Source organism: Pseudomonas sp. B21-017 (assembly GCF_024749245.1).
Lineage (GTDB): Bacteria > Pseudomonadota > Gammaproteobacteria > Pseudomonadales > Pseudomonadaceae > Aquipseudomonas.
Genome location: NZ_CP087194.1, coordinates 5070596 through 5083069, shown reverse-complemented (window position 1 = coordinate 5083069; position 12474 = coordinate 5070596). Strand labels below are relative to the sequence as shown.

General features: G+C 55.4%; 14 protein-coding genes and 1 pseudogene. 9 read left to right on the top strand and 6 right to left on the bottom strand.

Going from position 1 to position 12474, the window contains the following annotated elements; translation table 11 throughout:
• Nucleotides 1-83 precede the first annotated feature (83 nt).
• The 6 genes and pseudogenes from LOY28_RS22955 to LOY28_RS22930 all read left to right on the top strand — a co-directional run bounded on the left by LOY28_RS22955 (nucleotide 84) and on the right by LOY28_RS22930 (nucleotide 4631).
• Nucleotides 84-1415, top strand: a complete 1332-nt coding sequence (locus LOY28_RS22955) for an MFS transporter (protein ID WP_258612593.1) — start codon at nucleotides 84-86, stop codon at nucleotides 1413-1415.
• A 220-nt stretch (nucleotides 1416-1635) separates the two neighbouring features.
• On the top strand, nucleotides 1636-2052 hold the full coding sequence (gene fos / locus LOY28_RS22950; protein ID WP_258612592.1) for a fosfomycin resistance glutathione transferase: 417 nt from the start codon (nucleotides 1636-1638) through the stop codon (nucleotides 2050-2052).
• A gap of 36 nt (nucleotides 2053-2088) precedes the next feature.
• Nucleotides 2089-2328: pseudogene (locus LOY28_RS22945) on the top strand (LysE family translocator); the annotation flags it as partial.
• Between the two features lie 103 nt (nucleotides 2329-2431).
• Entirely contained in the window at nucleotides 2432-3781 is a 1350-nt protein-coding gene (locus LOY28_RS22940) for a diguanylate cyclase domain-containing protein (RefSeq protein WP_258612591.1), read from the top strand.
• A gap of 116 nt (nucleotides 3782-3897) precedes the next feature.
• Entirely contained in the window at nucleotides 3898-4053 is a 156-nt protein-coding gene (locus tag LOY28_RS22935; RefSeq protein WP_081791039.1) for a stress protein, read from the top strand.
• A gap of 74 nt (nucleotides 4054-4127) precedes the next feature.
• Nucleotides 4128-4631 (top strand): DUF4142 domain-containing protein, encoded by a 504-nt coding sequence (locus LOY28_RS22930; RefSeq protein WP_086944815.1) that lies wholly within the window; start codon nucleotides 4128-4130, stop codon nucleotides 4629-4631.
• Nucleotides 4632-4673: 42 nt separating this feature from the next.
• Here LOY28_RS22930 and LOY28_RS22925 read toward each other — a convergent pair whose 3' ends face one another.
• A complete protein-coding gene (locus LOY28_RS22925; protein ID WP_086944816.1) occupies nucleotides 4674-5081 on the bottom strand; it encodes a low affinity iron permease family protein in 408 nt (135 codons plus the stop codon).
• 228 nt (nucleotides 5082-5309) lie between these two features.
• Between LOY28_RS22925 and LOY28_RS22920 the strand changes: the two genes are divergently transcribed.
• On the top strand, nucleotides 5310-6395 hold the full coding sequence (locus LOY28_RS22920; protein WP_258612590.1) for a type I restriction endonuclease: 1086 nt from the start codon (nucleotides 5310-5312) through the stop codon (nucleotides 6393-6395).
• A 181-nt stretch (nucleotides 6396-6576) separates the two neighbouring features.
• Here the strand turns inward: LOY28_RS22920 and LOY28_RS22915 are convergent, their stop codons facing one another.
• Together LOY28_RS22915 and LOY28_RS22910 are read right to left on the bottom strand one after the other, a co-directional pair.
• Nucleotides 6577-7107 carry a DUF2867 domain-containing protein gene (locus LOY28_RS22915; protein ID WP_309475732.1) on the bottom strand — a complete coding sequence of 177 codons (531 nt, stop codon included), beginning with the start codon at nucleotides 7105-7107 and terminating at the stop codon, nucleotides 6577-6579.
• Nucleotides 7108-7130: 23 nt separating this feature from the next.
• Entirely contained in the window at nucleotides 7131-7799 is a 669-nt protein-coding gene (locus LOY28_RS22910; protein WP_258612589.1) for a DJ-1/PfpI family protein, read from the bottom strand.
• A gap of 126 nt (nucleotides 7800-7925) precedes the next feature.
• Here LOY28_RS22910 and LOY28_RS22905 point away from each other — a divergent pair, with 126 nt between their 5' ends.
• A complete protein-coding gene (locus tag LOY28_RS22905; RefSeq protein ID WP_081625760.1) occupies nucleotides 7926-8480 on the top strand; it encodes a TetR/AcrR family transcriptional regulator in 555 nt (184 codons plus the stop codon).
• A 202-nt stretch (nucleotides 8481-8682) separates the two neighbouring features.
• Here LOY28_RS22905 and LOY28_RS22900 read toward each other — a convergent pair whose 3' ends face one another.
• Nucleotides 8683-10071: an amino acid permease gene (locus LOY28_RS22900; RefSeq protein WP_309475731.1), complete on the bottom strand. Its 1389-nt coding sequence runs from the start codon at nucleotides 10069-10071 to the stop codon at nucleotides 8683-8685.
• Nucleotides 10072-10267: 196 nt separating this feature from the next.
• Here LOY28_RS22900 and LOY28_RS22895 point away from each other — a divergent pair, with 196 nt between their 5' ends.
• On the top strand, nucleotides 10268-10798 hold the full coding sequence (locus tag LOY28_RS22895; protein WP_225603008.1) for an Lrp/AsnC family transcriptional regulator: 531 nt from the start codon (nucleotides 10268-10270) through the stop codon (nucleotides 10796-10798).
• An 84-nt stretch (nucleotides 10799-10882) separates the two neighbouring features.
• Here the strand turns inward: LOY28_RS22895 and LOY28_RS22890 are convergent, their stop codons facing one another.
• Nucleotides 10883-11422 (bottom strand): AidA/PixA family protein, encoded by a 540-nt coding sequence (locus LOY28_RS22890; RefSeq protein ID WP_086944820.1) that lies wholly within the window; start codon nucleotides 11420-11422, stop codon nucleotides 10883-10885.
• A 127-nt stretch (nucleotides 11423-11549) separates the two neighbouring features.
• Nucleotides 11550-12053, bottom strand: coding sequence for an inclusion body family protein (locus LOY28_RS22885; protein ID WP_258612588.1), 504 nt, complete (start codon nucleotides 12051-12053; stop codon nucleotides 11550-11552).
• Nucleotides 12054-12474 lie beyond the last annotated feature (421 nt).

Sequence of the window (12474 nt, the reverse complement as noted above, 5' to 3'; positions counted from 1 at the left end):
GAACAAACTCCTAAAAAAGCCACAACGAACCAGACAACAAAAACAATCGGACGCCCACGGGACGTCTGCCTGGAGAAACCACGATGAGCCTCAATGTTCTGGAGGCGGGCGTGAGCCCGTCCGTTAGTCACGACGCCGAAAAAGCCCTGGTCCGCAAAGTCGCCTGGCGACTGATGCCGCTGATCATGGTCTGCTACCTGTTCGCGTTTTTCGACCGCATCAACATCAGCTTCGCCAAATTCCAGTTGCAGGCCGACCTGAGCCTGAGCGATACCGCTTACGGCCTCGGCGCCGGGCTGTTTGTAGTCGGTTATGTGATCTTTGAAGTGCCGAGCAACATGATGCTTTACAAGGTGGGTGCCCGGCGCTGGATCGCCCGGATCATGATGTCGTGGGGGCTCGCGACGGCGGCCATGGTCTTCGTCAACAGCGAATGGCAGTTCTACGCCCTGCGTTTCGTGATCGGTGCGATGGAGGCGGGTTTTGCTCCGGGCGTGTTGTATTACCTGACGCTGTGGTTCCCGCAGCACTATCGGGGGCGCATCACCTCGATGCTGTTTCTCGCGTCGGCGTTTGCCGGGCTGGTTGGCGCACCGTTCTCCGGGTTGGTGCTGCAACACCTTGATGGCTTCCTCGATATGCGCGGCTGGCATTGGCTGTTTCTGCTCGGTGGCGTTCCTTGCATCGGCCTTGGCTTGTTGGTGCTGACCGTGCTCAAGGACCGCATCGAAGATGCCCATTGGTTGAGCCCTTCGGAGAAGACACTGCTCGCCAGCCGTATCGCGCACCACGAACCCCACAAGAGCGGCGGCTCCTTGCTGGCCGCACTCCGGATTCCGGGTTTCCTGATGCTGGGGCTGATCTACTTTCTGATTCAGGTGGCGTCTTACGGCTTGAATTTCTGGGCGCCGCAACTGATCCGCAGTGCCGGCACCGAGAGCCCGGTGATGATCGGCTTGCTGACCGCCATTCCCTACATCTGCGGCGCCATCAGCATGGTGGTGATCGGGCGGTTATCAGACGCCACCGGTGAGCGGCGCAAGTTTGTCGCGGGTCTGGTGGCGGCAGGTGCGGTGGGTTTCTTCTGCGCAGGAATTTTCGCCAACCACACGACTTTCCTGATTGTTGCCCTGGGCTTGCTCGGTGCCGGGATCATCGCGTCCATCCCGAGCTTCTGGACCCTGCCACCGAAACTCCTGGCCGGTGCCGGGGCAGGCGCCGCTGGCGGGATCGCGGTGATCAATACCCTTGGCCAGTTCGGTGGGATCGTCAGCCCGGTCATGGTCGGGCGGATCAAAGACCTGACCGGCAGCACCACCCCGGCGCTGTACGTCATCGGTGTCGCCGCGCTGATCGCCGCTGCGTTGTTGCTGTGGGGGTTGCCGCAGAAGCTGCGCACGCTCGACAAGTTCTGAAGTTCGCGGCGTCAGAAATACCGCTTTCGCGAGCAAGCCCGCTCCCACATTGACCGCGTCGGGCACAGGATTCGTGCCCGCCGCCACTCCCTGTGGGAGCGGGCTTGCTCGCGAAGACTGACTCTCAGCCAACAAAGCCCCCGTCGGCTGTACGCTCAAGGATGTTTAAGCTTTACTCTCCGCTCGCGACCACCCAGAGAGACTCAAGGTTACCCAACCCATGCTAACCGGCCTCAACCACCTGACCCTCGCCGTCACTGACCTGAACCGCAGCGTGGCGTTCTATCGCGATCTGCTGCAACTTCAGCTTTCAGCCACTTGGGACACCGGTGCCTATCTCTCGCTACCCGGTCTGTGGCTGTGCCTTTCTTTCGATCCACGGCGCGAATCCACGCCCGCCGCCGACTACACCCATTACGCCTTCAGCCTCGAAGCTGTGGACTTCCTGCCGTTCGTCGAACGTCTGCGATCCGCCAACGTGCGGGAATGGCGGGACAACCGCAGCGAAGGTGCGTCGTTCTATTTTCTCGACCCGGATGGGCACAAGCTCGAGGCGCATGTCGGGTCTCTGGCGTCGCGGCTGGCGGCTTGTCGGCAGCGACCCTATGCGGGGATGAAGTTCTTCGACGATCAGTGAGTCGATGTTCGGCGTCCTGAGATAGAATTGCGCCCCTTGTCCAGCCGTGCAGAGTTGCTGCATTGGTCCATGTTGCCCTGGTTGATCATCTTGAGCTTCATTGGTGGCCTTTTGGCCTACGCTATTCTCATTGGCATCGTCGGTGCGCGTCAGGTGCGCACGTTGTATCAGCGTCATGAACTGGCGATTACCCGCTTGTGCGGGGTCATGTTCATCGGTTTCGCCATCAATGCCCTGGTGCATGCGCTGCCGGGGCTGGTGACGAACAAGGCTTGAGGCTGAACGCAGGGAAGCGTCGGCTGCACAGTCATCGCTCGGGCGTATGACCGGTCAGGGAGGGTTGTTCAATGTTGCATTGTCCGGACATGCTCTCTGCATCATGGAAACCAGAAATTCCGCGCCAATGGCGAGTTACATCGATCTCTTGCTGGACGCCGTCTGTGCGGTGGACAAACAAGGTCGCTTCGTATTTGTCAGCGCGGCCTGCGAGCGCATTTTCGGTTACACCCCCGACGAGCTGATCGGCCAGTCGATGATCGATCTGGTTCACCCTGCCGACCGACAGCGTACCCTCGACGCCGCGCGCGAGATCATGGGGGGCGAACCCAAGCTCAACTTTGAAAATCGTTACCTGCGCAAGGACGGCCGGGTGGTGCACATTCTCTGGTCGGCACGTTGGTCGGAGGTCGATCAGTTGCGTATCGCCGTGGCGCGCGACATCACCGAGCGCAAACAGGCCGAGTCCCGACAAGCGGCGCTGTATGCGATCTCCGAAGCAGCCCACGCGGCGGAAGATTTGCTGGCGCTGTTCAAACGCATCCATTCGATCATCGGCGAATGGCTGCCGGCGTTGAATTTCTCCGTGGCACTGTATGACGAGCACTGCGCGCGGCTGAATTTCCCCTATCACGTCGACGACCATGAGCTGCAACCCGAGGATCCCGGGACTGTTACCGGGCGTTTGTGCGCAGAAGTGATTCGCAGTGGCTTGCCGATTCTGCTGACCCCGGATCAGGACAATCTGCCGGAAGGGTTTGCGGCATTGGTCAAGGGCCAGGACTCACCCTGCTGGCTGGGCGTGCCGTTGAGTTCGCAAAACGGCACCATCGGCGCTCTGATCGTCAAAAGCGTGCCGGGCGGCGAGCGCTACACCGAGCAAGACAAGGAGTTGCTGCAGTATGTTTGCGCTCAGGTCGCGACCGCGATCGAGCGTAAGCAATTGCACGCCCGGCTCCAGCGCATGGCCCAGTACGATCAACTGACTCAGCTGCCCAATCGCGAATTGCTGCGCGAACGCCTGAAAGCTTCGCTGGCGCTGGCCCGGGCAGACTCCGGTCGAATGGCGTTGCTCTATGTCGACCTTGACCGCTTCAAGCAAGTCAACGACACCCTCGGTCATGCAGTCGGCGACATGTTGCTGCAAGCGGTCGCCAATCGGCTCAAGGGCTGCGTGCGCGAAACCGACACGGTGGCGCGCATTGGTGGTGATGAATTTGTCGTGTTGTTGCACAACATCCACGCTGCCGAAGATGCCGAGAATGTGGCGGGGAAAATCCGCCAGGTGCTGGTTCAGCCCCTGCGTCTGGACGGGCACAACCTGACGATCCAGCCGAGCATCGGCGTCGCGCGATACCCCGAACATGGCACCGAAGAAAAGCAGCTGTTCAGGCATGCCGATGAGGCAATGTACGCCGCCAAGCGCCAGCACCATTCACGTCTCGGGGTCTGAAAATCCGTCACCGTTCGTCGCGATGCTGCCAGGTTTTCTAAACCTTTTCAGGCATGGAAATTCATATCCTATGCGGGCGTCTGCTCGCTGTGATCATCACCAAGAGGATGAGAACCATGCCTACTTCAAAACATCCGACCCCGGGTAGCGCCATCGATCGAACGAAGGCGTCTGAAGCCGGTCGCAAAGGTGGGAAAACTACCACGACGACTGTTGATAAAGACCCTGCCAAAGGCGGCATGGGCCGCAAAGGCGGTCAGAAAACTCCGTAATAGGTGAAGGTAGTTTTGTTTAATGGACGGGGGCGCAAGCTCCCGTTTGAATTTTCAGGAAGGAGGGCGCGACCATGAGCCGGATGGCCACCCGTTTACGCAATGCCGGTTTTGCCACGTTACTGGGCCTGTGCGCCAGCAGTGCCTTTGCCCAGTCTCCCGCCGAATTCGTCAATGAGGCGTCGGCCCAAGGCATGGCCGACATCGAAGCCAGCCGCCTGGCGCACCAGAAAACCGCATCCAAAGAGGTCAAGGATTACACCATCGTGGTGATCAACGATCGCACCACCGCCAACCAGCATCTGGCGAAAATTGCCAAGCAACTCGATTTACCGGTCGCACCACGCGAAGAGGTGGTCGACAAGGCCAAAGCCTTGATACCGGAGATTAAGGACGATACCTCTTTCGATCAGGCGTACGTCGACAGTCAGGTAAAAACCACCCAGGAAGCCATCGAGCAACTTCAACAACAAGCGCAGACCACGGACGTGCCGCAAATCAAAGCGTTCGCCGAAGAAACCCTGCCCAAGCTGCAAAACCATCTGCAAATGGCCAGGGCGCTGCAAGCCAGTCGTTAGTCAGTCTGTTGCGCGGGTGACGTCGGTCACCCGCTGCCGGGATCAATCCTGATTCGAATCCTTCTTGGTTTCCTCGACGACCGTGCCGTCCAGGGAAATCGTTTCCCCCTCGCCGAGGGTGCGATATTTCTTTCTCAACGCTTCCAGCTGTTTGAGGTCCAGGGACTCGAGCCCCAGCATCGCGTTCTGCGCGTCCTTGGTCACCCGCAATAACTCATCGATCTTCAGGTGCAAAATGTCCGTGTCACGGTTCTGGGTGTTCTGGATCAGGAACACCATCAGGAAGGTGATGATCGTGGTCGAGGTGTTGATGATCAGTTGCCAGGTATCGTTGAAATGAAAAATCGGCCCACTCAGACCCCAAAGGACAATCAGAATGATCGCCCCCATAAATGTCCGGGGTTGGCCCGCCCATAGGGAGAGTTTCTGTGCGATTTTCGCGAATTTCATTGCCGTGCTCCTTACAGGGATGCGCCTGATTTTCAGACCGCACGGGTGTCATGAAAATTCTGCTGGAAAGTCCCACTGTCGATGAACAGCCAAGGGCTTTGAAGGGAAATTGCTGCATTTGGAATCTTTGATTGGAATCTTTCTTTGTGCCGGTTTGTGTCTAGTATCAATAGAGGTCAATTCGCCAGCACGCAAACACACGGATCGACATCAAGTAAGAGGTCACTCATGGAATTCTTTGAGAAGTTAGCAAGTCTAGCCGCCAAGGTTCGATTGCAAAGCGCTGCAATTCAGACAGAGGAGGCCACCAAGAATGCTTTCGTCATGCCCTTTATCAGTACAGTGCTGGGCTACGATGTTTTTGATCCGAGTGAGGTGACTCCGGAATTCGTTTGCGATATCGGAACGAAAAAAGGAGAAAAAATTGACTACGCGATCATGAAAGAAGGGGAGGTACAGATCCTCATCGAGTGCAAAAAAATCGGCGAGCCGCTGCACGTCAATCATGCCTCCCAGCTGTTTCGCTATTTCCATGTCACCAGCGCTCGAATCTCCATCCTCACCAACGGCCAGGTCTACAAATTCTTCACCGACCTGGATGCGCCCAACAAGATGGATGAAAAACCGTTTCTTGAACTCGATCTTCTGGATATCGACGAGTACTCCGTCCCCGAATTGATCAAACTCACCAAGTCTGCATTCGATGTGGATTCGATCATCAATGCCGCGGGTGAGTTGAAATACGTCAGTCAGATCAAGAAGGTCATTGCTTCGCAGGTCCTCAAGCCTGATGACGACTTTGTAAAAGTCTTTGCCTCTCGAGTGTATGACGGGGTCATCACCCAGAAAGTCCGTGAGCAGTTTCAAGAGCTGACGAGAAAAGCGGTCGTGCAGTTTCTCAATGATCAGATCAATGACCGACTCAAATCAGCTATGAGTGGTGCCATTCAACCTGCGCTGGCATCGGTACCGGTTCCTGCTGGCGGCAGTGATCAGACAGGTCAACGTGATGAATCAGAGGATAAAGTACTGACGACTCTGGAGGAGTTGGAGGGGTATCACATTGTCCGGGCAGTGGTTCGTTCGGTTGTGGATGCTAAACGGATAGTGCAACGCGACACGCAAAGCTACTTTGGCATTTTGCTGGATGACAACAATCGCAAACCGATTTGTCGCCTTCACTTCAATCGTTCACAAAAGTACATTGGGATTTTTGACGAAGAAAAAAACGAGACGCGGCATCCGATTGGATCGGTTGATGAGATTTACGATTATTCGGACCACTTGAAGAAGACTGTTGGCTATTACGACTAGCACTGTTGGATACGTACCATAAAAAGAACCGGCCTTTGAGGCCGGTTTTTTGTGGTGCGCCGTAGAGATATTGAATGAGTCTTAGAGGCCTGACGTTTGACATGAGTGTAGTGGCAGGCTTGCCAGAACAGCCTTTCGATAGAAGGGTTAGACCTCAGGGGGGCGCACAGAGCTCTCAGCCTTAGGGACAGGTAGCCAGAGGCCAACCGACGCGCGCTGCACGGAGGAGGTTGGCCTTAACAACCAAGCGGTGAAATGGGGCAATAACGAAGATGTAGGCCCGGCCTAGACGGTTGTGGCACTGGACCACGGTTGAAAAAACGAGTTGGCGACTGCCTTCTGGCTCTGCCTCTCCAGAACATAGGATCGATATCCGGAAGTCGAGGTGTTTGTCGTCCTCTCCCAACACGATTTCAGTCTGGTTCGTGCTGTAGACCTTGAAGATTCCAATCCGATTAGCAAGTGATGCCAGATGTTTGGTGGTTTTGAGACCAAAACAGGCAACGATAGTGTCTCGGACTTTCATGAGCCATCCGATCCAGGATGGCTGGTGGGAAAGGATGAATCGAGCTAGCAAATCTGGATTGCTGGATGTGCCCGCAGGGAGCCGAATCGCAAAAGCGTCCGCTAGGTGCATCGACTCGTAAAGGTGGGTGATGCCGGACCTCGAGGGGACCGGCACGGACATAATGAGCTCAAATTCTCGGGGCATCGGGGATCTCTCCTGAGTTCTAACTACCAATTAGACGACATGCCATGTCGCGTTTCATGTTGCGATGGTTTGTCGTGTAACGCTCCTTGTCGCCCTGTAAGTGCTTGTCGGATGCTGAACCCGATCAAGGCATCATAGAGCTCTTGCTGCCCAGCTGGCAGAACAGGGAGCAACGTCGCACGGCGCTTGTCGACATCGAACCAGGATTCAACCAACCATCCCACCAGATAGAGCGCCGAAAGGCATCCGCCAGCGGTGGCAACGTTCCCCTGGCATACAAGAGGCTGGTCCATGGACTCAAGTCCCAGAGCTTGCAAGCTCGATCGTGCATCCGGGTGTGTAGTTGCTTGGCCGCTGAGCAGCCCAAGCCGTTCGAGAATGAAAGCTCCGGCGCATATTGAGCCGATTCGCTGGCGTCTGGAGTCAAGTTCAAACGACGGCAGGAAATCTGGGGCGGCAAGTGCAGCGGGTATCCCTTCCTTGCCGCTGACGAACAATACCGCGTCGGCGCTATTGGCCTCGGAAAGCGGACCGTGCACCGAAACAGGCAGGCCGTGCGCCGATCTCACGATAGAGCTGGAACCCAATATTCGGACGTGCCAGTCCTCGGTGTTGCGGCCTAAGATGTCCCACATCAGGAATAGGTCGATATCAGTGAATTGGTCGAAAGCAACCAGAACGATTTTCTTCAAGGCGAGCTCCATGAAAAGTGCTGGCGTGCAAAACGCAACGGCCATCTTTGCTGGTGTTCGCAGCGTATCAATCGGTTGCGTACCATACACAGTCTGTATGGCGCTAAACATGGAGCGAAATAACGGGTGAGAAAACTAACTCGTAACCATTGGATCGCGGCTGGTTTTGAGGCTCTCGACCAAATCGGGCACATTGGCGTTTCGGCCGAGAGTCTATCGCGCCGATTGAATGTGACCCGCGGATCGTTTTATCACCATTTCCGCAATCGCGAAGACTTTGTCCGCACCTTGCTGGCCGCGTGGGAAGAAGACTACACGGAGCGCATGCTCGCTTATGCGGCGCAGGGTCGTAGCGCGGGCGAAACCTTGAAACGCTACTTGAGTATTGCCGCTGAGAAACAACCTGGGCGGGAAATTTCCATCCGAGCCTGGTCGCTGCATGATCCGTTGGTAGGCGAGTTTCAGCAGCGTGTTGATACAAGACGACTGGACTTCGCGATACGCACGTGCCGCCGCTTGGTCCATATGCCAGGCCAAGCAGAAGTGATTGGTCAGGTGGCCCATCTGTGCCTGATTGGTGGTCAACAGGCAGGGCTGCGGCGTGATGCTGCTCGCTTCAACGGTTTCCTGCATCGAGCCTTTTCACTTTTCGAAGGGGCTCTTCCACCGTGGCGGGCCTAAGTCATGAGTTAAATGGGGTAACTGAATAAATAGAGTTCGCGTGCCACTGCAAATGCGCGCCACTGGTCTCCTAGGGCTAAAAACAGGACAAATGAGGTGAGGATTGACAGGCGAATGTAATCAGGTGCGCAACTGGAATGCAGTTTCGCACCTGAAAACTATTGGAGGTTGATTGATACTCCAGACCTGACGAAATGCTGGATTAATGCAATAACGAGCGGCGCCTCGCATAGGCAAAGTAGATCACCAGGCCAATTGCCAACCACGCCCCAAATGCCAACCAGGTCGTCTGCTTGAGGAAGGTCATCAAGGTTACGCAGAACGCGATGGCGAGCAATGGAACAATGGGCACGCCCGGGCATCTGAATGCGCGAGGAAGATCAGGTCGGGTCTTGCGCAATACGATCACTGCCACCGAGATCAGACTGAATGCAGCCAACGTACCGATGTTGATCAGCTCGGCGAGGACGTTCAGCGGAATCAGTGCCGAGATCAGCCCGAAGACTATTCCGACCATCCAGGTGGCGAAAAATGGGGTGCCGAATCGTGTATGAACCCTGGAAAGGCGCTGGGGAAGCAGTCCGTCGCGCGACATCGCGTAGATGATTCTGGTTTGACCGTAAGCCATCACCAGAATGACAGTCGTCATGCCAACGATTGCGCCTAAATCAACGAACCCGGCAACCCAGCTTTCACCGGCATGTTGCAACGCCAATGAAACCGGATGATCAACGCCAAGGAATTGGGCATAGGGCACGATGCCGGTCATGATCATTGAAACGGCAACGTACAACACCGCACAAACGGCCAAGGAACCGATAATACCGATGGGGAGGTCACGCGCCGGTTTTTTCACTTCTTCGGCGGCAGAGGAAACCGCATCGAAACCAATGAAAGCAAAAAAAACCAAGGCAGAAGCACTCAAAATGCCATTGACGCCGAAGGGAGAGAAAGGTTGCCAGTTAGCCGGCTGAACATGTCTCACACCAACGGCGATGAAGAGCAGCACCACGGCGATTTTGATGATTACCATCACGTTGTTTACGCGCGCGGATTCCTTGATGCCCATGGAAAGCATCCAGGTAATTGCCAGCATAATCACCAGCGCGGGTAGGTTGAACCAGGTTTCCACGCCGGGCAAAGAGCCTGGAGCTGCCGTAAGCACAACCGGAAGATTCAGCCCAAATCCGCTCAGCAGGGACTGGAAGTAACCCGACCACCCAACAGACACAGCCGAACTGGCCAGTCCGTATTCGAGCATCAGATCCCAGCCGATCATCCAGGCCACCAACTCTCCCAGCGTCGCGTAGCTGTAGGTGTAAATCGAGCCTGCTACCGGTACAGATGAGGCGAACTCGGCATAACAGAGTGCTGCAAATGCACAGGCCAACGCCGCTATCAGGAATGAAACCATGAGGGCCGGTCCCGCAGTCAATGCGCCGGTTCCGGTCAATACGAAGATGCCCGTCCCCACGATTGCACCGATACCAATCAGGACCAAATCCATCGGCCCCAGCACTTTTTTCAACCCTGCAGGCGCTCGGGCAGCAGCAATCATTGCGTCCAGGTCTTTTGTTCTGAAAATGCTCAATATTGCCTCCGTTGTTACTTATTTTTATTGTCAGAGCCAGTGGCTTGGGTGTCGGAAATGACAAGAAATTGTATTTCAGTGCCTCGAAAATTAGTTTTCGAAACGGGTCTGTATTTAGTTATTTTTCAGTCGTTAATTATCCAAAATGTGTTCTTTACGTAATTTTCTTTCTAGTATTTGTAGTTTCTAGAAATGGATGCTTGATCAAGGACCTGCGGGATGGGGCCAATCGCCCTACCGCGTACGCATTGTTAAAGGGAGAGAACACATGGCGGAAATGGATAAGGTTGATCGTTCAATTCTGGAAATTCTGCAAATGAATGGTCGCCTGACGAACGCCGAGATCGCCGCTCGTGTTTGCCTGTCAGCGCCAGCCTGCTGGAAGCGCCTGAAGCGCCTGGAAGAGGAGGTGATTGTCGGGTATCACGCGCACTTGAACCCGAAGACCATAGGGCTGGGACTTTTCGCTTTCATCAGCGTCACCCTCGATAGTCACTCCGAGCAAGCCATGGAACATTTCGAAGCGGGCGTTCTGGCGCTGCCCAACATTATTGCCTGTCACAAAGTGTCGGGGAAATACGACTACCTCCTGCAGGTAGTCGTCAAAGACATGGAGGCATTCCATGAAGTCGCCATGCATCGCATACGTACGCTCGGCAATATCAAGGAAATGTACACCGGTTTTTCGCTCAAGGAGATCAAGCACTGCAATACCTTGCCACTGTAAATGCCTGGACTTGCTTGTTTCTGTACCTACGGTGGTGTGAGAGGACGACGGCTGTGAAGCCGCCTCCTACTCGATAATCTTTATTCACGCCGACAGCGTCACCTCAGTCTTCCACCTGAAATACCCGAGCGCTTCGCAGCGCTGGTTGATCAGCATGAAGCTCAGTTCGCAAGTTGCCACGCCCGTGCTCAGTTGCGAGCACTCCCAATAATGATCATCGGCCTTGTGGCTGCCCGGCTGGTTCGGGTTGGCGGGGTCGGGCGCGGGGACGGTCTGGTCGCCGTGGACGATCAGCTTGGGCGGAGAAAGGATCCCGGTATCGTCCACCGTAATGTTGTGGAATACCACGCTGTGTTCGGCGAGCAAACTGACGGTCCTGCCGCGAATATGAAAGACTTTTCCGTTGTGGGTGGTCAGTGTAATTTTGCTGTCATTTTTAACATTTTTCGTTTTTGGTGTAGCGCTGATGCCGAAGATGAAACCATCTTCAATCACGGTCGGCTTTTGCGGGTCAAGGCTGGGTTGCGCATAGCGCGAAAGCAGCGATTCGGCATCGACGACCAGCAGCACGCTATTGGCGGTCAGGGTACTCGCCGAAGGGGGGGTAATCGGTTCGGAAGTCATCATGGATTCCTTTCATGATGTTGACGCAAAACGGTAGCCGCTTCGGTTTCAAGCAAGACATCCTGTTCCAGCCGAGGCGGCAACGGACTGGAGGTGACCCCTCGTTGCCAAGGGGTCGATTCCATCATCAGTTATGGATGGAAATGAACGGGTCCCACGAGCAGCAGCCGACAATCTGACAGTTGCGGTCGACGATCAGGAAGTTGAAATGGTAGGTCACGCGACCACACGCCAGGGTCTCCGAGGACCAGTAGTGGTTGGCAACTTTCTGACAGCTAGGCACCGAGGGATTGCTGGGGTTGGGTACCGCAACGCTAGCGGTAGCCGTGCGTGGCGAAGGCGGGGAGATCAGATCGTTGCCTTGGTTGCCGATGAATTTGTAGAAGATCACGGCCTGTTCGAAGCTCTGGGACAGGCTGGTTTCACGCCAGCGAATCAGATCGCCAACCTGGGCCTTGAGGTCCAGCTCGCCACCGGCCTGGCCGCTGACCACGTTGTCCTGATTGGTGACCATGTAGACGTGCTTCCAGTCGATCAGAGTCGGCGAAGCAGGGTTTTTGCTGATGTTCGGGTAGTTTTTCAGAATGGTTTCAGTGTCGATGGAAACAAGTACATCCGTGACTCGAGACATAGTGAAGCTCCTTTTAACATAGTGATTGTCTGGCTACTTACCAGGCACGACAACGCTTGCTTGCCTTGTGGCCGTTGCGAACACACTACTGGGGAACCCACTCGATCACGGGGACGAGCTGGCCTTGCTCCTTGCCTTGAAATGACGGGTGGGTTCCTTCCAACAGGCCGCGATAGGACTATAGATGCCATTTTTATACTGTCAAAACTGCTTTGCTGGTCGGTCGACGAACGGTCATTTAGGTTATGACTTCCTACGATTTGGCGATAAAAAAGGCTCATCCAGATCCTCTGTGTTTTCCGATCGTCAAGTGATCCGGGTTCAGGCAATAGACAGACAAGACCTGTTAAAAAAGCAGTGAGCCAGGCAGGAGCATGGTGGAAAAGGGGGCGTTTTTTTGCTGGTTCACTCAACTTGGCTT